Raw genomic sequence first — 19136 nt, forward strand, 5'->3', positions numbered from 1 at the left:
GGCGATTAATTACTTATCTTTTTATCAATCAGTGCTAAAAGTTGTTCGTATTGACTTTCGGAAATGATGATTTTCCTTCCATCTAGTGTAACCAACCCGTTGTCTGAAAGCTTTCTAATTGAGCGGTTCACTGTTTTTGTGCTAAAGCCCGTTTCATCGGCAATTTGTTGCCGTTTGATTTGCATCACGCATGTTTTGCTTCTTGCATGCTTTTGATAATACTGTGTCAGATTAAGCATGAGGCGATTGATCCCGTCAAGAAACAAATAGGTACGATCGTTTTTCGACTCCTTCAGAGTGAAGTTCATAATCGCATGTACTCGTGAAAACAGCGCCTCTGAATCATTCCGGATCCAATTTAAGTAGCTAATCATCGGCATGACGATGAATTTACAGTCTGTAGCAGTTACTAACGTTACTTTGTAATAAGAGATTCCTGCTAATCCCTCCATTTCGCCAAACAACTCTGGCGCTTGGAATTCAGTGAACACATAGACATCACCAGAAATTTGCTCTTCCCTTGCTCTCACATGCCCTTCGATTAAAATCCAAACAGCATTACACGGTTCGTTTGCAGCGATAAATTTTGTATCCGCTTGCATTTCAACCATACGACAGGAACGACTCGATACGGGGATGTGTTGAAACAATTGCTGCAAATATGCCTTTTGAGGCTGCGGCGCCGTATCAATTGCTGCGATCAAATCCACCATATTTCATCTCCTTTCCTTGATCAAATTATATCTCCAGAATTAGTATGCCCAAAGGACACGTGTCCTCTATTTTCTGTTTTCCCTTATAGATTACAAGGATGTTCATAGATTGTCCTTAAATAGGTTTACATGTTGTAAATGCTAAAAATGAGTTTGAATGCTTTTGGCAAATGATAGTAATATATTACGATTTTCAAACCTTTGGTTAAAACAGCTACAAGTACTGATATATAAGGACCCACCGTACCAACAAATACGATGATTGTCGAGGAGCGTGGGTACTCTTGTTGGAGGAATAGTGGGTGGCTGGATTGGCGGAAAAGTTTCAAAGTCAGTACTAGACAAAGTAATCGAAGATGATGCAATTGCTACCTATGAGAAATTGAAAGATGTCTTCGTCGCATCGGTTGCGGACCTGCAATTGGATCGTGAAGAATTAAACTTTATCATGGACTAGGTTTTCGACCAAAAACTCAATTGAGGAACCAGGAAAAGTAAAATAAGCGGAGATTTTCCGGTTAAGTATAGAATGAAGCTCATTTTAGGGGATATAAGCGGAGGTTTTCCGCTTATGCAACGCAAAATCCTCTAATTTTCCATTTTTTGAGTCAATAGGCGGAATCTCTCCGCCTATAAGGAGTGTTTTTAATGTTATTTACTATTTAAGCGGAATTGTTCCGTCTATTTATCAGATCGGGTGCTTAACCTGTTCCCCCATCAATCAGATTGGGTGATTAACCTGATCCCCCAATTTAAATAAATGACCCACTATTTTTTTCTCTGAAGTAATCTTTGAAGTACTTTATGAAGTAATCTATGGTATTGCTCGGGTCAGCAGGAGCATCTCTTTGTGTCATCTTAAACTGATCTTAACGTCAGAATGATAGAGTAAGCTTGTTCAATCTGAATGGATGCATAGTTCACAAAAAACCGCCGAGAAGACGGTTAAAATGGATAGATTATAGTTATGGAATTGTTGTATAAACTATTAAAATTTTGTCCATCCTTATCATATAGAAATAGGTTAGGAGAGTGGCGAACCTGATAATAACTTATTTGATAAATAGGGGTGATTTTCAATGAGCATAGAAGAATTGAATAAAATTATTGCAGTTAAAAAGATGGATTTAGAAGAATGTGAGCAAGAACTTAACAGCCGTTACTACCCTTCTATAGTAAGAATGGCAATGATGAATTACATTTTAGTCCTACAGGAACAATTGGAAAAGTTTAATCATGCAATCAAAAAATAATTACTATTAAAATAAAGTTTACTTTCTATGTGAACCACCCTTTTGCTTGCGACGGCATAGGGCGGTTTTTCCTGTATTTTCGGCCCCTCTAGTAAATTGAACACCTACTTCAAATTCACTAATATGACTATTTTAATCTCCAGCATGACCCGTTGATCATTGATGAAATGACAAACCTCGCCCATTTTCTTCATGTTTCCCTTTTAAACAAACGTTTGATTAGAAAGGCTGCACTCCTTGATAAATATGAATCTTTACTCCCTAAGACATAAATAAATTGTTGAAAAATGATATGAAAATAGGAGAAATAAACCATCCAAGCCACTTTTGTCACGAATCGTCAGCCGTTCGACTAAATTCCATATAGGCTATACTATTCAAACGTTTGGTTAAAACAGCTACTAGTACTGATTTATAAGCTTTCCCCGTACAAACTGAGTACGAAAATTGTCGAGGTCGGCAAGAATATTTTCCAGGAAATTCCCCACTTTTCTACAAAAAGTCCCTGGTTTCTTATGAACCTCCTTCATTTGCTAAATTCTCCAACATTTCCACACTACACAAACGATTGATTAAAACTCGCCTCAGTACCTCCTATGACTGGATTTATCGCTTCAAATACCTGAAAAGAATGTCGATAGCTGTCTCCAACCATGCTTTTTTTAAAAGGTACCCAGGCAGGCAGCTGAATTAGATTTTCCCCCCATTTAATATGGGGCCTTTTACTTGAGTATCATCTAATAAACCTAGTTAACAGAATGAATATAGAAGGTTATCAAAATCAGGTACTAACACCCCTTTCGGGGTTAAAAATCCAAATTATCAAAACTAGCTGAAATTGCATAAATCGGCTTCAAAAATCATTATCTTTATCACGCAATGATTTTAATGCATTCCGAAAGTCTTCATCATTCATCATTTCATATATTTTCTTCAGATATTTAGAGTCCTCTTCTCTGCCTTCTTCCAACTTACCTAATGCTTGCCTGAAATATTCATCATTTTTCGCAGTGTTCTTCGGAGCCTGTTTTACCTGATGCGAAGGATGAAGTTTCCCCTGTTCCGCAGGCTGCATATAATGAAGTTCATTATCCACTAGTCCAACTTTCTCCGCTTTTTTAGCAGCTACATGTTGCTTCTCTCTTTTTTGCTCAATGCTTATGAAGGCAATAATTATAGCCAATGAGATAACAAAGTAAATAGATAAGGCCCATAATGCTTCCCTTAGCCCTGCTTCCATTCTTCCTTGATAATATAGCAGCGCCCTCATACCATCTACCATATATCTAGTAGGTAAAATGAAACTAAATAGGCGATGAACCGGTGGCAAGGTCGAGAGCGGAAAGGCTCCGCCGCTTGAAAAAATCCCCATAAAATTAATTGGGAACATCACCAAGATTCCCCAGCCGCCAAATAATAAAGCAACAGCTTTAAATAAGAAGAGCATGGTTAAGCAACAGAAAAAGGAAAACAGGAAAATATACCAAATGCTAGAAGCATGTGCACTGCCAAAAAATCCAAATACCGACAATTGCAAAATAACGGAGCCACAAAACGCTAATAAGATCGCCAATAACAAGGCGGCTTTAAGAATTTGCGACTCAGGTAAAGGGGAGCCTTTCTCTCTAAGAATCCCATTGCTCTTCATAAGGTACCCGCGAATCATATTGGCTCCCACCAACCCTGCTATAGAAGCAATGATGCTCATCACGAAGGGAGTCATACCTTTATTTAACTTGACCGGCAGCCCCAGTACGTTTTTCGTGGTGAATTGTACAGGTCGATCTAATAAAAATGCATTCATAGGGGATAACGTAATCCCTTTTTGGTTTAATTCACTTTTAAAGTGACTACTAACCCCAATCGAAGTGGCTGAAACAACCGTTTGTAATGTATTGCTTGCAATCAGTGAAGCTGATTGACCGACCCCTTCATTCAATAAAATGTCTAATGTTGCGGGTTTTCCAACTCCATTTCCGGATATAAGTAAATCGTGTACTTGGGAAAGCTGTTTTGAATAGTCAGCAGGAATCACCAATGCACCATATGCTTTATTATTTTTCAAATCACTCAATGCTTTTTCCTTCGTTTTCACTACATCCCATTTAAAGGAATTCCCATTTTGCGTTTTAATCAGATTTAATAAAATAGCATCTCCCGCCTTGCCCTTATCTTCGTTCACAATAATTAAAGGAACATCTGATAAATTTTGATTCGTACCACCAAAGACAGGTATATAAACACCAACCATAATCAACATGAGTAATAAAATACACCAAATAGGAAACCAAGTAGAACTCAACTTAAACAAACGTTTCACGGTGTTATTCCCCTTATTTTGAATTTACTTTATTACCATTAGTTATTTGCTATATTGAATAAGAATATTTAATAGGTGAATTAATAATATTTATGGTAGTAGCGAAATCCATAAAATCCTCTGCATAGGTTGAGAGAGATTTGTCTTTTAACCCTACTTTCTCACTAAAATAACTTGAAAATTTAACCGTCATATCAAAAATCCATTCGCCTATTTTTATGGAATTTTAGAGAATAAGTTTTTCATACTTTATGACGAAGCACTCTCTGAGAAGTATCATTCGAAAAATATAGACATGGTGTTTAGTCTGGGATTGAATCACTCATGATCGGTTCAATAACAAATTATAGAGTTATGCCCCTAGGACGGTTCTTCTCATGATACTTCATTAGGTTAGTACCGCCAGAACCGTCCCCATGGTCGCAGCTGCTATCTTATTAAAATTTCACGATGAACTAAATATATTTGATGCTGAAGCGAATCAAAAGACTTGGTTTTATTCTTCAGAGGGAAATGTAGATTACTTAGAGAACGAAGGTAAATTACTCATTTTTGCTGATCTTAAAACGGTCTATCCGGTTTAATTACATTTTTTTACACAAAAAGGATCATCATGGATGATCCTTTTGTGTTTATTTTACCCTAGGTAAATTAAAAGCTCTTTCACTAGTCATTTAGATAGGCCCAAGCATATTGAGCATATAATTCAGCTCCAGTAACCAATGCGTCCTCATCAATATTGAATTTGCCATGATGGTGCGCCCACTCAGTATCTTTTTCGGGATTCCCGCTGCCCACCAACGCGAAACTGCCAGGAACGACGGCCATATATTCACTGAAATCCTCGCCGCCCATTGTCGGCTTTTCAAAATAAACAGCCTCTTCACCAAATGCTTCAGCTGCAACCTTTTGAACTAGTTTGGCACTGTACTCCTCATTATTCACGGCTTGGGTGCCACGAGTGTATTCCACTTTTGCCGTTGCACCGTACATAGCTGCGACTTGTTCAGCATAATGCTGGAGTTGTGTTTCAATATGGTCCCTTGTTTCAGGATCAAAGCAGCGGACTGTGCCTTCGATCAAGGCATTTTCCGCAATAATATTGAAACGAGTGCCGACAACCATTTTTCCCACTGTAAGAACGGCAGGTTTTTGAGTATCAACCGTTCTTGAGACGATTGTTTGCACATTCATAACAAAAGAAGAGGCTACAATCGCTGTATCGATGCAATCATGAGGCATGGCACCATGACCGCCTCTTCCTTTGAACGTCACGGTAAATAAATCGGCTGATGCGAAAGATGGCCCTACAGGACAAGAAACCTTATTCGTTGGCATTTGTGACCAAATATGAATACCGAAGACATTATCAACCCCGTCAACAGCCCCTTGTTTCACCATCGCTTTGGCACCTTCTGCAACTTCCTCAGCAGGCTGGAACAATAACCGAACATTACCAGGCAAATCGGCTTTACTTTCATTTAAAGCCTTGGCTGCAATCAGCAGCATTGCCGTGTGAGAATCATGGCCACACGCATGCATTTTCCCTTCTTCTTTGGATGCATATGGCAGATCTTTATTTAGTTCTTCTACTGATAAGGCATCCATGTCCCCTCTTAAAGCGACCGTTTTGCCTGGCTTCCCTCCTTCAATCGTAGCAATAACACCAGTAGGGACTGTTCTTCGATACGGAATTCCTAAATTTTCGAGATACTCACAGACGAAAACAGTGGTGTTTTCTTCCTCCCAGGATAGTTCAGGCTCACTATGAAGCTTTCTACGTATAGCCGTTAATTCCTCGCTATATTTCTGAATCGCTGCTTTAATTTTTTCATTAATCATTTCTCTTCTGCCTCCGTTAATTTCTTAGCCGTTTCATAGAAAACTTGTACGGCATTTGCTAGATGACGTGAATCTGACCATTCTTCCGGACAATGGCTAAGCCCATCTTTACTTGGGATGAATAACATCCCCACCTCTGTAAAATCGGATAAGACCATGGCATCGTGGCCTGCACCACTGTTAATGGAGCAATATGGTAGGTCTAATGCACTGCTTGTTTGCTTCAAAAGAGTTAGAATATCTTGATTCATCGTTTTTGGCCGCATATACAATTGCTGCCGAGCTGATATATGAATACCGTCTCCATTATATGACTCTATTAAATCTTTCATTTTTCGAATTACAGTCTGGATATGTTCTTCCTTGCTCGATCGGATATCAACCGTAAAGACTGTTGTTTTCGGGATGACATTGGCACCGTTTGGATATACATGTAATTGGCCCGTTGTCATTACCGTTCCGTCCCCTTCCTCGATTGCGAGGGTAGGAAATTGAGCAATCATTTTTGCAGCGGTCACTAATGCATCTGAGCGTCGCTCCATCGGCGTTGTCCCAGCATGTCCTGCCTGCCCTTCTACTGTTATTTCAAATTGAGTTAAACCAACGATGGCTTCGACCACGCCAAGCGGAATATTTTTTTCTTCCAGAATAGGTCCTTGTTCAATATGCAATTCTAAAAATGCTTTTATGGTTTGGAAATCTCTTTTTTTCGGGAGAGATGGATCCAAACCTATTTTTACCATCGCTTCTTCTGGGGAGATTCCATCTTTATCTCTTAGGTTTTTGAAATCTTCCTCACTTAGCAAACCGGTAATGCCTCTTGAGCCCATCAACCCGCCGCTGAATCTTGCACCCTCTTCTTCAATTAGCGCAATCACTTCCAATGGATATTTGGGTGTTAATTGATTTTCGGCAAAAAGAGCAGCTACCTCCAGTCCTGCTATTACACCTGCAGGACCGTCATAGGAACCTCCATTAGGGACAGAATCAAAATGGGATCCTATCAGGACGCTGGGGGCATCTTCTAACGTACCTTCCAGTTTGCCGAAGATATTGCCAAAACCATCTTCACGAACCTGTAATCCGTATTCCTTCATTTTTTCTTTTATATAATCCCGTGCCAATCTGTCTTCTTTACTATAAGTAAGTCTTGTTGTCCCTTTTCCAGGTGTGGCTGTAAATTTACTTAATGTATCAATATGTCCTTCAATTCGTGTGATAAGGCTGTTCATAAAAATTAACTCCCTTTTTTATAGGAATTTCACAAAAATACCTGCTAAAATAACCGATACGATCGTAACTGTAATGAAACCACCAACAAGCATAGGAGGCAGCATATGGCTTGTTAGCACTTCTTTTTCTTTTTCATCATTTGTTAACGACTTAATTACTTCGTTCGTGATGATGTAGTCTGCTGGGAATCCATATAAGGCTGTTAAGGAAACAGCAAACGCCATTTCTTTACTTACTTTCAGGATTTTACCTGCGATGAAGGAGAAGATGTACATCCCAATGACACCTATTACAATTGTACCAATCAATGGATAAATGATTTCAAGCATCATACTTGGTGTTGCTTGTTTCAACCCGTCAAATATAAACAGCATGAGAGCCATGATGGCAAAACCGAAACCATTTGCTTTTTGTAATACTTGCTTTTCCAGAAAACCGATGCTTTTCGCGATAATCCCGAACAATAAACAAAGAACAAATGGACTAACAGAAACAACTGGTGCTAATAAGGTTGATACTAGGTAGGCAAGAAGGGCTACCAAAGCAAGTCTAAAAAACTTAAAGAAATCTGTGTTGTATTTCTCAGGCATGTTCTTAAATAATTTAAGCTCTACCCCTGCTGTTTCTACTGAAGCAGCAACTTCTGCAGCCGCATTTCCTTGCGCTTCTACTTGTAATTCTCCATTACGATATTTAGTAAGGAGTCTCTTCCCTTCTTTTTTCAACATGATTGAGGTCAGCGGATAGCCTGCAAATCCCTGCATAACATAGATAACGATAGCAAACACGGAAAGTGTCGCTAAACCGGCTTCCTTTGCACCTTCTGACATGATCAAGGCAGATACAACACCACCTACTAAAGGAGGAATGGCGACAACCATGGTTTCAAAACCATAAATGAATGTTCCAATCCCTAACAATAAAACAATTATCCCTAATATCCCAGAGATCGCAATGAGAATGGTCTTCCATTGAGCCTTTAATTCCTTAATTGATAACAATGTTCCCATATTGGTAATTAATAAGTACATCAACATCGTTGCGACTACCGGGGGAACACCTGCTATTGAAACGATATCCTTTGGAAAAAACGTCCAATATCCTATCAGAAAAAGGACCGCACTGATAAACATAGACGGCACCCAGGCTTTGGTTCGTACAGCTACCCAATCACCGATTAATAAAATAAGAACAACAATAACAAAAGCTAGCATTTGGGACATAAATTTACCTTCACTTTCTATGATTTTATATATCTTTCGTAACTCGAAAATATAATGTTATTACAATAATAATATAATTTTATTTTTCAGTCAATTTAAACTATTAAAATTATTATTGCAATCGTTTTCATTGTATTCCTTTATTTTCGAATTATGTTTTTCCTTTTTTAAACAACTAATAAAATTATCTTAAAATAACCTGAAAACAAAAGAAAAAGCGAACAGTATCAGTCACTGTTCGCTCACTATTCCATCTCTGGCAAATTCAAAACTCCACTATCCCTAAAATGAATAAAAATAAAAAAGTATGTCTATCGTAGTATTGTTCAATCGCCAAACCAAACAAACTACGGAAGGACATACTTTTTTCTTATGAAGACTCTACCACCGACAATTCGAAAAATACAAATACATATTTCTCTTAAGTTAGGGAGAGCTCCACCTTCTGATTATTGACTTATTTATTTATTATTAATCAATAATGGGCGGTAACAGGCACCGAAAGTGACCCCCAAAAATTTTTTTAACAGCCCAGCAAATGCAAGCAAAATTCCAAATCAGCTTGTAGATGGGTTTTCATTAGCCTATCTGCTTTTTCTCCATTTCTTGCTTTGATGGCTTGGTATATTTGCTCGTGTTCGTCGATTAGATGGGGACGGTTGTAGAATACTACTGTTTTTCGAAACAGGAAAATAATCGATGACATCCGATCAATAATATCAATCATGACCGGGTTATTACTGGCTCGCACAATAATTTCATGAAATCGCTCATTTGCTTCCATAATTTCCTCGACCGTTCCGGTCCTTCCTATCTCTACACATTGATGTAATGATTGTAGATCATGCTCTTTTAAATAAGACGCCGCACACTGAGCGGAATAGCCCTCAAGGAGCATTCGAACTTGAAACATATTTCGCAAGTCCTTTTCGGACGGTTTCACAACTCTTTTATTTACAATAAGTCCCTCATGCTCCAACTTTCGAATGGACTCCCGGATCGGTGTTCTACTGACACCTAAATCAGCAGCAATTTTTTCCTCAACAATTTTTGAACCACCAGGAAGTTCTCCATTCAAGATCCTATCACGAAGGATTTCATAGGATTGATGGGAAGCAGGACGAGAATGATTATTTTCTAACACATGGTTCACCTCAATATCTCTTCAAACCTACACTTATCTTACCAAAATTCATGTTAAAAAAATACAAAAGACATCAGTACTTTTTATTTTTTGTATACATAAATTAAAAAAATGTATACAAATATTACATAATTGTGTACAATCATCTTGTAAATAGATTTTGGAAGCGATTGCAGGTGAATGAGTCATCATTTTCCATCGCTTAACTTATAGGGATCAACACAACAAGGAGGAATTAATATGGAACGGAAAGTAGGCTTTATTGGTCTAGGAATCATGGGTAAACCAATGGTATTAAACCTAATGAAAGCAGGCCACAAACTAACGGTCACCGATCTTAATCAAGAAGCAGTCAATCATGTAATCGAAGCGGGAGCAGTGGCTGCATATACGGCCAAAGAAGTAGCAGAAAACAGTGATGTCATTATTACCATGTTACCTGCCTCTAAACATGTGAAAGAAGTCGTATTAGGTGAAAATGGAATCTTAGCAGGGGCCAAAGCAGGTTCGGTCATTATCGATATGAGTTCGATCACTCCTGAAGTCTCTCGCGAACTAGCAGCAGAAGCAGCTAAAAATGGTGTTGGCATGTTAGACGCACCGGTCAGCGGCGGAGAACCGAAAGCAATAGACGGCACATTGGCGATTATGGTTGGCGGTAAGGAGGAAGTTTTTGAAAGCGTTAAATCAGTACTCTATGACATGGGTAAAGACGTTACTTTAGTTGGAGACAATGGCTGTGGCGTTACCGCCAAGCTTGCGAATCAAATTATTGTAAACCTTAACATTGCTGCTATGTCGGAGGCACTGGTTCTAGCAGCTAAAGCAGGGATTGATATTGAAAAAATGTACCAAGCGATCCGCGGTGGACTTGCCGGAAGTGCTGTACTTGATGCTAAGGTACCATTGATTTTGGACAGAAACTTCGTCGCTGGAGGTAGTATTGCCATAAACATGAAGGATATTACGAATGTAATGGACACTGCCCATGAAATTGGCGTACCACTTCCACTATCAAGCCAGTTGCTAGAAATTTTCCATGCATTAAAGGTCGATGGAAAAATAAAAGACGATCATGGCAGCATTGTCCGTTATTATGAAAAGCTTGCCAATGTTGAAGTAAAGAAGGCGTAAATGATGACTGAAACAAACAGAATATCCGCAGATTACCTAGAAACCATCCCTGAGGTGGACCATCAGGCAGTCAATCAATTAGTTACAGAAGCACTAAAGAGTTTAAACAAAAAAATAATCGTTCTCGATGATGACCCAACAGGTGTCCAAACCGTCCATGATATTTCTGTTTTCACAGATTGGTCTATCGAAAGTATTGAGCAGGGCTTCACTGAAGAACAGTCGATGTTTTTTATCTTGACGAATTCACGAGGATTTACAGCAGAAGAAACGGAAAAGGCCCATCGCGAAATAGCCGTTAACATTTTAACCGTAGCTTCTAAATTAAATCGAGAATTCCTCATTATTAGCCGTGGAGATTCCACACTTAGAGGACACTATCCACTAGAAACCACCGTTCTAAAGGATACACTCGAATCCGGTTCTGATTCGAAAATAGATGGTGAAGTCATCTTGCCCTTTTTCAAAGAAGGCGGTCGATTGACCATTAACAATATCCACTATGTTCAAACTGGTGATGAGCTTGTGCCTGCAGGCGAAACAGAATTTGCAAAAGACCGGACATTTGGTTATTCTAGTTCACATTTAGGGGAATGGATTGAAGAAAAGTCGAATGGTTTATTTCTTGCTAAAAATACATTATATATCACGCTCGAACAATTACGGGCAATGGAGATTGGCGCCATCACGGAACAGCTTCTTCAGGTAAACGATTTTAATAAAGTAGTAGTGAATGCAGTCGACGAAGTCGATGTTAAAGTATTTACGGCTGCCTTAGTACAAGCGATCAATGCCGGAAAGAACTTCCTTTTTAGAAGTGCAGCTGCCCTTCCAAAGGTCATCGGCGGAGTCAGTGATAAAGCTCTGCTAACAAGAGAAGAATTAATAATAGAAGAAACAGGGAATGGCGGATTAGTTATTATCGGCTCCCATGTGAAAAAGACGACGGAACAGCTGGAAAAATTAAAAGAATTAACCTCCATTGAATTTATCGAGTTTAATAGTCATTTAGTTTTACAACCAGAGCAATTCAAAGCAGAATGCGATCGCGTGGTAGAAACAACTGAATCACTGATCCGCTCCGGTAAAACCGTTGCCGTTTATACAAGTAGACAACGGCTTGATCTTGGCGAGAATAAAAAAGAAGAAGAGTTAAAAATGTCCGTTACGATTTCGGATGCTGTAACAAGCATTGTAACGAGATTACAGGTAAAACCAAATTTTCTTGTCGCCAAAGGTGGAATTACCTCCAGTGATGTAGGTACAAAAGGACTGAGGGTAAGAAGAGCAACCGTTGCTGGACAAATTAGACCGGGAATTCCAGTCTGGAGAACCGGGGATGAAAGTAAGTATCCAGGCATGTCCTATGTTATTTTTCCAGGCAATGTTGGAACAAAAAGTGATTTAAAAGCAGTAGTTGAAATTTTGAGTAATAAATAAATCCATATGATAGACTGGAATGCCTTTCTGGCATTCCACACGTTCAAAGGGGAAAGAGGGAGAAACATGCCAATCGTTTATATTTGTATAGGGGTTGCCCTATTGTTATTATTAATGGTCGTCTTCAAGGTAAACGCATTCATATCACTGGTTATTGTTGGATTAATCGTAGGAGTTTTGGAGGGAATGACCCCAATCGAAGCGATGACATCCGTCACAACCGGTTTGGGCGGAACCCTTGGCAATCTCGTACTGGTTATTGGTTTTGGGGGTATGCTTGGTAAACTAATGGCCGATTCTGGTGGTGCCCAACGAATCTCCACCACATTGGTTAACGCATTTGGAAAAAAACGAGTACAGCTTGCGGCTGTTCTAACAGCCTTCATTGTTGGGATTGCGCTATTCTTTGAAACGGGTGTGGTTGTGTTAATCCCGTTAGTCTTCACGATCGCAGCAACAGCAGGTGTACCGATTCTTTATATTGGGATGCCAGTTATTGCGGCATTGATCACCATGCATGGCTTTGTTCCTCCACACCCTGGACCAACAGCCGTTGCCGGTGTTTACGATGCCAATATAGGTAAGACATTATTATATGGAATTCTTATCGCCATTCCAGCGATCATTATCAGTGGACCATTATATACAAAGACGTTTAAAAAAGAAGAGTTGGAAGTGAAAATTCCAAAAGGACTTTTTAATCCTAAGCAGTTTACAGAAGAAGAAATGCCCGGATTTGGTATTAGTGTCTTTACTGCTCTTATTCCAGTTATTCTAATTGCCTTCCAAGCCATTGTGGAAATCACGATGCCTGAATCATCGCTTATTCCAACGGCTAAATTTTTAGGAAATCCTGGTGTTGCTCTATTAATCGCCGTTATTGTCGCAATCTTTACCTTTGGTTTAAATCGAGGTAAAAAAATGCCAGAAATCATGAACTCTATCACAGAATCAATCAGCAGCATCGCCATGATTCTTTTAATCATTGGAGCTGGCGGTGCATTCAAACAAGTACTCATCGACAGTCATGTTGATAAATACGTTGCCCATCTAATGGAAGGTTCCACCATGTCGCCGTTAATCCTCGCCTGGTTAATCGCTGCGATCCTACGGGTAGTCCTAGGTTCAGCAACCGTTGCCGGATTAACAGCAGCAGGTATTGCCGCACCACTCGTTGCCTCTGCACACGTTAGCCCAGAACTGATGGTGCTAGCAACCGGTGCAGGAAGTATGACCTTCTCTCACGTGAACGATGCCGGATTCTGGATTTATAAAGAATACTTCAACTTGACCATAGGTAAAACCATTCGCACATGGTCAGTAATGGTAACGATTGCCTCCCTTGTCGGACTTGCTGGTGTGTTAATTATCAATATGTTCCTATAGGGGGAAGAGCCTTTACCGTCTGGGTGATGGTTGTTACAGAATATTTTTTATGTGAACCACCCTTTTGCTTGCAACGGCGTAGGGTGGTTTTCCTGTTTTCTAGAACACTTTTCCAAAAGAAATACGCGCTAACTTCACGTATTATACCCTTCAGACCTTCTCGTAGAATTTCAAGAAATGTTTCCATGATGATCACCTCCTTTCCGAAACGGAAAGAAGCGTAACAACCAACCACCCCAACAATATTCAGCTGCAACTCTATTCTATCACTTTCCACCATTCTAAAAACCTATCAATCTTCGACAAAATCCGGGGCGTGACAGGCACCATAGCCAATACACTACCAGTATGCCCTTTTTTAGGATTCTGGGTTAGAAATGCAAGATTCAAGTATGTAACTCTTTTCCACATTTCATACAAAAATTTCCGACAGGAGTTTTCTGTCCACAATCACCACAAAAAATAGTTTCTATTGTGGCAGCGAATTGGGGTTGTGAACTATTACTAATCAAACTTTTAGGGTTTGGACCATATTGGTTATCGCCTTGCTGACTTTCCGTACACGTTTGAACTAGGTGAATTATAGGACCAGCTATAGGAATAAGGTTATAGAATATGGCTGCTCCACTCTTACCAATGTCGTGCAATCTGCGAACCGTAACGGAAATAGTTGGTATAATAATTGCCAAGTAATACAAAATTAAGAGAATCATAAAGAAATCAGAATCTGTTATTCCTCCCATTAATAAAATTCCAAACATAAATAGCAAATTAAACAAATAGAACATCCAGTATTCTTGACGAGTGGCTCTTCCATCAAATTTAGCATAATTTTTCATTGCATTTACATACCACTGCATTTTTAAAACCCCCAATTAATGTTATTTTTCTAGTAAAATTGTATCATTTCCCTTTGCTTTTTTAAACGGCTATATTTGCTATTTGGTAAAACAGTAAAATAAAACCACGCGATTACGCAACAAGGATCCTAAAGGTGTCTCTTATTCTACAAATCTCGACATATATCGGGTGGTGACAGGTACCATAGCCAACGCACTGGCACCGGTATTAATCTTTTTTAATTTCGAGACTTTCTCAAAAGAAATCCCCTTCACATTGAGCGAAGGGGATTAATCTTTTTTTAAATTATTTCACTTTGACGGTCGCTGCCTTACTAACATTCTTTCCCCTATCAGTTGCTGTCACACTTAAAACTGTTTTTTTCTTTTGGACTTTAATTTTCACTTTAAATTTCCCTTTGGAATCTGTTTTAGCTGTACCGATAACCTTTTTACCGACTTTAATTGTTATGGTAGCGTAAGCTTCAGCAGTTCCTGTAACTTCTTTTGTGGTGCTTTTCACTGTAGTTTTGATTTTCGGTGCCAATGGGGCAGTCTTGTCAATGACAATCACACTCTTAGCTGCACTTACATTTCCTGCTGCATCTTTGGCTGTCACAATTACCATTGTACCTGCTTTTTTGACAGGAATCGTTACCTTATAGTTGCCCCTAGAATCCGCTTTGGCGATGTACTTTTTCGTTCCAATTGTTACCGTAACAATTGCTCCTACTTCAGCTTTACCAGCTACTACTTTTCTTAGGTCTGAGACAGTGGATACGGTTGGAGTCCCCGGTGCCGTTTTATCAATAACTGTGATACTTTTCGCCATACTCACATTTCCCGCTGCATCCTTGGCAGATACAATTAACTTTGTACCTGCTTTTTGTGCTGGAATAATCACTTTGAAGTTCCCATTTGTATCAGCTATAGCTACATAAATCTTTGTGCCGGTTAATATCGATACAGTCGCTCCCGCTTCCGTCTTGCCGGTTACTTCCTTTGTCTTATCTGAAACTGTATTTACTGTCAAAACTGATGGAGCTGTTTTGTCTATAACCTTTATTGTCGCTGCATCACTTACATTACCAGCCTTATCCGTTGCATTAATGACTAATTCCGTGCCTGCCTTTTGCGTGGAAATGGTTACTTTATATTGACCATCTTCCCCTGCTGTTCCAGAGCCGATTACTGAATCATTTACCTTCACTTCTACTTTTGACCCAGCCTCTGCTTGTCCTGTAACTGAAGTATCTTTGTCCGTTACTTCATTTACTTTTGGTTTCACCGGGGCTGTTACATCTTTTACCACTGTAGTGGTTATTTCACTTACATTACCAGCCTTATCCGTAGCAATAATAACGAACTCGGTCCCTGCCTTTTGCGCGGAAATGGTTACTTTATATTGGCCATCTTCACCTGCTGTTCCAGAGCCGATTACTGAATCATTTACCTTCACTTCTACTTTTGATCCAGCTTCCGCTTGTCCTGTAACTGAAGTTTCTTTGTCCGTTACTTCATTTACTTCTGGTTTCACTGGGGCAGTTACATCTTTTACTATGACTCTGGTAGGTTCACTTACGTTGCCGCTTAAATCAACAGCAGTAATGAGTATTTCAGTATAGGCATTCTGCTGGTCAATGTAAAATTGATAGAATCCATTCGAATTCACAACTGCTGATCCAATTTCCACCCCATTCACAACAGCAGTGACCGTAGCTCCTGCTTCTGCATAACCGTAGATATAAGTTGAATTTTCATCAATACTATTAACTATAGGGAAGGTAGGTTGAGTAACATCCCTTACGATGACTTCCTTCGCTTCACTGACATTACCAACATGATCATTTGCTGTTACAGATAAAGTTGTTCCTGCTCTTTGTAAGTTAATAGGGATAGAGAACGTCCCATCATCCTGAGTCACTGCTGTTCCTACAAGACTTGTTCCTGCTTTAACCGTTATGGTTGAACCCGCTTCCGCTGTTCCTGTTACACGGGTTGATTTGTCCGTCACTTCATTGACTGTTTGCACAGTTGGCGCAGTTGCATCATTTACAGTTACTTCCTTCACTTCACTTACATTTCCTGAATGATCTGTTGCTGTTAACGATAAAGTTGTTTCTGCTTTTTGTAAGTCAATAGGGACAGAGAAGATTCCATCATCCTGAGTTACTGCTGTTCCTACTACACTTGTTCCTGCTTTTACTGTAATGGTTGAACCTGCTTCTGCTGTTCCTGTTACACTAGTTGATTTATCCGTTACTTCATTTACGCTTGGTGTGTTTGGTGCGGTTATATCTGGTGAATTTGGGTCTGGGTCTAGTAAAAATGGTTTAAAGCCGACATATGCCCCAGAACTAAGGTCGTCATTTTTATCAAATATCATTTTTTCTATTAACGCTTCATCTGTTGTTCCCCAATAGTTATTAGCAGCCGTCATTTTAGAATTTGAGTAACTAGCAGGAAGAACTAAAGCATAACCTGTACTATCCTTAGGGTTTATAAACGAATTATATGAAACAATTGTTTCAGAAGGTGCGTAACTTGCCCAATTTTCAATTGCAAAATTTTTATAATTGTAGAATACATTATTAAAAATATGTACCGTAACATTATCACTTGTACCAACACTAATACCACCAGAATTAATAAATACATTTTGTTCAATATATACATCACTTTTCGGATACCAAAGATATAAAAAATCAGATAAATTAGATAGCCTTGTATCTTTTAATATTAAGCTTCCATAAATAGCACCACCAGTAGGACGATACAAACTCCCCTGATTAATGACAGCTTTTTCAATATGGATTAGAAACCGCTTACTATAATCCCCCGCACCTGGCTCGATATTTACATTGTTAAATATTATTTTTGAATCAGGATTACCTACTGCTTCAAATTCCCCGAAATCCCTAATACGAAAATTATTACCTTCAATAGTTACCCCAGGTTCTACCGTTAATTTGACACCATTAGCTATTTGAATATCTCCTGATAGAGAATATGGAGAACTTGCAACAGTCCATATTGTATTCTGATTAATTATTCCACGAACAGTTGTCCCTGAACTTGCATTACCTTGAATCCCTCCTATGCTAGTAAATAAAACATAGAAAACCGTCAAAAACACCAAAAAGCTCCTTCGTCTCATCGTTTTTTCTCCCACTGGTGAAGGAGTAAATAATTTACCCCCTTTCCTGAAATCGTAAATATCAATATTATTATAATTGATAACTATCACCTTATTAAACAACTATTTTTACAATATTAGATCTTTGATGCTGTTAAATAGTGCTTGATGAAAACTCCACGGGAACGGTCCTGGAAGTTCTCCAAGGATTCCAACACAGAGTTAATCCATATTTCAATTTTAACTGACTATCAATCCTCGAATAACTTTTATGTGTAACAGGCAATGGTATTAAACTGAAATTCGGTATCGTTAGCTGGGGTCAGGTTATTAACTTCCAATAAAAAATCCTCTTCACAAAAAGTGAAGAGGATTTCCTTTTAAAATATTATTTAACTTTGACTGTCGCTGCCTTACTAACATTCTTTGCCTTATCGGTTGCTGTCACGCTTAAAATCGTTTTCTTCTTTTGGAATTTAATTTTCACTTTGAAGTTCCCTTTGGAATCTGTTTTGGCTGTGCCGATGACTTTTTTACCTACTTTAATCGTTATGGTAGAGTAGGCTTCGGCAGTTCCTGTAACTTCTTTTGTTGTGCTTTTCACTACAGTTTTAACTTTTGGTGCCAATGGGGCGGTTTTGTCAATGACAGTCACGCTCTTAGCTACACTTACATTTCCGGCTGCATCTTTCGCTGTCACAACTACCTTTGTACCTGCTTTTTGGACAGGAATCGTTACCTTAAAGTTACCCTTCAAATCCGCTTTGGCAATATACCTTTTCGTTCCAATTGTAACAGTAACAATTGCTCCTGCTTCTGCTTTACCAGTTACCACTTTTACTAGGTCTGTAACAGTTGTAACTGATGGAACAACTGGTGCGGTTTTATCAAGAACTGTGATACTTTTTGCGACACTATTACCAGCAGCATCCTTGGCCGTTACAATTAACTTTGTGCCTGCTTTTTGCGCTGGAATGATCACTTTGAAGTTCCCATTTGTATCAGCTTTTGCTGCATAAATCTTTGTGCCGATTATGATCGATACAGTCGCTCCCGCCTCAGTCTTGCCGGTTACTTCCTTTGACTTGTCTGAAACTGTATTTACTATTAAAACTGCTGGTTCTGTTTTGTCTAAAACCTTTATTGTGGCTGCTTCACTTTCATTTCCAGCAGCATCTGTTGCGATAATCGCTAATATTGTTCCAGCTTTTTGAACTCGAATCGTCACTTTATATTTGCCATCTTGCCCTGCTGTCCCTGTACCGATTAATGAATCATTTGCCTTTACTTCTACTTTTGATCCAGGTTCTGCTACACCTGTAATGGTAGTATCTCTATCGCTTACTGTACTAACTACTGGTTTCGTAGGGGAGGTTGCATCTTTCACCATTACGGCATTTTGTTCACTTACATTACCAGAATTATCCGTTGCAGAAATGACTAATTCTGTGCCTGCCTTTTGCACGTCAATAG

At 39.1% G+C, this 19136-nt stretch carries 16 protein-coding genes; 6 read left to right on the forward strand and 10 right to left on the reverse strand.

Annotated features, from left to right (window positions below):
- Nucleotides 1-5: 5 nt before the first annotated feature.
- On the reverse strand, nt 6-713 hold the full coding sequence (locus BDR01S_RS17080; RefSeq protein ID WP_066248300.1) for a Crp/Fnr family transcriptional regulator: 708 nt from the start codon (nt 711-713) through the stop codon (nt 6-8).
- A 262-nt stretch (nt 714-975) separates the two neighbouring features.
- Here BDR01S_RS17080 and BDR01S_RS25435 point away from each other — a divergent pair, with 262 nt between their 5' ends.
- Together BDR01S_RS25435 and BDR01S_RS25440 are read left to right on the forward strand one after the other, a co-directional pair.
- Nucleotides 976-1170 (forward strand): hypothetical protein, encoded by a 195-nt coding sequence (locus tag BDR01S_RS25435; RefSeq protein WP_169801456.1) that lies wholly within the window; start codon nt 976-978, stop codon nt 1168-1170.
- Nucleotides 1171-1792: 622 nt separating this feature from the next.
- Entirely contained in the window at nt 1793-1966 is a 174-nt protein-coding gene (locus tag BDR01S_RS25440) for a hypothetical protein (RefSeq protein WP_157406203.1), read from the forward strand.
- Nucleotides 1967-2819: 853 nt separating this feature from the next.
- Here the strand turns inward: BDR01S_RS25440 and BDR01S_RS17085 are convergent.
- Complete coding sequence (locus tag BDR01S_RS17085; protein WP_066248304.1) at nt 2820-4286, reverse strand: YhgE/Pip domain-containing protein; 1467 nt, start codon at nt 4284-4286, stop codon at nt 2820-2822.
- Nucleotides 4287-4702: 416 nt separating this feature from the next.
- On the opposite strand from BDR01S_RS17085, the gene BDR01S_RS25845 reads away from it, so the two are divergent.
- Nucleotides 4703-4870, forward strand: coding sequence for a hypothetical protein (locus BDR01S_RS25845; RefSeq protein WP_157412929.1), 168 nt, complete (start codon nt 4703-4705; stop codon nt 4868-4870).
- An 82-nt stretch (nt 4871-4952) separates the two neighbouring features.
- Here BDR01S_RS25845 and BDR01S_RS17090 read toward each other — a convergent pair whose 3' ends face one another.
- From BDR01S_RS17090 to BDR01S_RS17105, 4 genes are all read right to left on the reverse strand, one after another.
- Nucleotides 4953-6128 carry an amidohydrolase gene (locus BDR01S_RS17090; RefSeq protein WP_066248305.1) on the reverse strand — a complete coding sequence of 392 codons (1176 nt, stop codon included), beginning with the start codon at nt 6126-6128 and terminating at the stop codon, nt 4953-4955.
- The gene (locus BDR01S_RS17095) at nt 6125-7360 is read right to left on the reverse strand and encodes a Zn-dependent hydrolase (protein ID WP_066248308.1); all 1236 of its coding nucleotides are present in this window, start codon (nt 7358-7360) and stop codon (nt 6125-6127) included. Before BDR01S_RS17095 ends, BDR01S_RS17090 begins: the two co-directional genes overlap by 4 nt.
- A gap of 18 nt (nt 7361-7378) precedes the next feature.
- Nucleotides 7379-8584, reverse strand: coding sequence for a hypothetical protein (locus tag BDR01S_RS17100; protein WP_066248310.1), 1206 nt, complete (start codon nt 8582-8584; stop codon nt 7379-7381).
- 523 nt (nt 8585-9107) lie between these two features.
- Entirely contained in the window at nt 9108-9728 is a 621-nt protein-coding gene (locus BDR01S_RS17105; protein ID WP_066259503.1) for a GntR family transcriptional regulator, read from the reverse strand.
- A gap of 240 nt (nt 9729-9968) precedes the next feature.
- On the opposite strand from BDR01S_RS17105, the gene garR reads away from it, so the two are divergent.
- The 3 genes from garR to BDR01S_RS17120 all read left to right on the forward strand — a co-directional run bounded on the left by garR (nt 9969) and on the right by BDR01S_RS17120 (nt 13688).
- Complete coding sequence (garR, locus tag BDR01S_RS17110; RefSeq protein ID WP_066248312.1) at nt 9969-10862, forward strand: 2-hydroxy-3-oxopropionate reductase; 894 nt, start codon at nt 9969-9971, stop codon at nt 10860-10862.
- Nucleotides 10863-10865: 3 nt separating this feature from the next.
- Nucleotides 10866-12302 carry a four-carbon acid sugar kinase family protein gene (locus BDR01S_RS17115; protein ID WP_418303019.1) on the forward strand — a complete coding sequence of 479 codons (1437 nt, stop codon included), beginning with the start codon at nt 10866-10868 and terminating at the stop codon, nt 12300-12302.
- 66 nt (nt 12303-12368) lie between these two features.
- Nucleotides 12369-13688 (forward strand): gluconate:H+ symporter, encoded by a 1320-nt coding sequence (locus BDR01S_RS17120; RefSeq protein WP_066248316.1) that lies wholly within the window; start codon nt 12369-12371, stop codon nt 13686-13688.
- Here the strand turns inward: BDR01S_RS17120 and BDR01S_RS17125 are convergent.
- From BDR01S_RS17125 to BDR01S_RS17140, 4 genes are all read right to left on the reverse strand, one after another.
- Nucleotides 13672-13875 (reverse strand): hypothetical protein, encoded by a 204-nt coding sequence (locus tag BDR01S_RS17125; RefSeq protein ID WP_066248319.1) that lies wholly within the window; start codon nt 13873-13875, stop codon nt 13672-13674. The two genes, BDR01S_RS17120 and BDR01S_RS17125, sit on opposite strands and share 17 nt — an antisense overlap.
- A 199-nt stretch (nt 13876-14074) precedes the next feature.
- Entirely contained in the window at nt 14075-14548 is a 474-nt protein-coding gene (locus tag BDR01S_RS17130) for a DUF805 domain-containing protein (RefSeq protein ID WP_066248321.1), read from the reverse strand.
- 286 nt (nt 14549-14834) lie between these two features.
- Nucleotides 14835-17699, reverse strand: coding sequence for an Ig-like domain-containing protein (locus BDR01S_RS17135; RefSeq protein ID WP_218007880.1), 2865 nt, complete (start codon nt 17697-17699; stop codon nt 14835-14837).
- Nucleotides 17700-18051: 352 nt separating this feature from the next.
- Nucleotides 18052-19136, reverse strand: a 1085-nt coding sequence (locus BDR01S_RS17140) for an Ig-like domain-containing protein (RefSeq protein ID WP_235846596.1), incomplete at its 5' end; no start/stop codon positions are given.

The organism is Neobacillus drentensis NBRC 102427, assembly GCF_001591445.1.
Taxonomy (GTDB): Bacteria; Bacillota; Bacilli; order Bacillales; family Cytobacillaceae; genus Neobacillus; species Neobacillus drentensis.

Bases quoted from the DNA above. Each gene is read 5' to 3' on its own strand.
- BDR01S_RS17090 (WP_066248305.1), bottom strand. From the start codon at position 6,128: ATGATTAATGAAAAAATTAAAGCAGCGATTCAGAAATATAGCGAGGAA.
- BDR01S_RS17120 (WP_066248316.1), top strand. From the start codon at position 12,369: ATGCCAATCGTTTATATTTGTATAGGGGTTGCCCTATTGTTATTATTA.
- BDR01S_RS17095 (WP_066248308.1), bottom strand. From the start codon at position 7,360: ATGAACAGCCTTATCACACGAATTGAAGGACATATTGATACATTAAGT.
- BDR01S_RS17115 (WP_418303019.1), top strand. From the start codon at position 10,866: ATGACTGAAACAAACAGAATATCCGCAGATTACCTAGAAACCATCCCT.
- BDR01S_RS17080 (WP_066248300.1), bottom strand. From the start codon at position 713: ATGGTGGATTTGATCGCAGCAATTGATACGGCGCCGCAGCCTCAAAAG.
- BDR01S_RS17100 (WP_066248310.1), bottom strand. From the start codon at position 8,584: ATGTCCCAAATGCTAGCTTTTGTTATTGTTGTTCTTATTTTATTAATC.
- BDR01S_RS25845 (WP_157412929.1), top strand. From the start codon at position 4,703: ATGGTCGCAGCTGCTATCTTATTAAAATTTCACGATGAACTAAATATA.
- BDR01S_RS17125 (WP_066248319.1), bottom strand. From the start codon at position 13,875: ATGGAAACATTTCTTGAAATTCTACGAGAAGGTCTGAAGGGTATAATA.
- garR (WP_066248312.1), top strand. From the start codon at position 9,969: ATGGAACGGAAAGTAGGCTTTATTGGTCTAGGAATCATGGGTAAACCA.
- BDR01S_RS17130 (WP_066248321.1), bottom strand. From the start codon at position 14,548: ATGCAGTGGTATGTAAATGCAATGAAAAATTATGCTAAATTTGATGGA.
- BDR01S_RS25440 (WP_157406203.1), top strand. From the start codon at position 1,793: ATGAGCATAGAAGAATTGAATAAAATTATTGCAGTTAAAAAGATGGAT.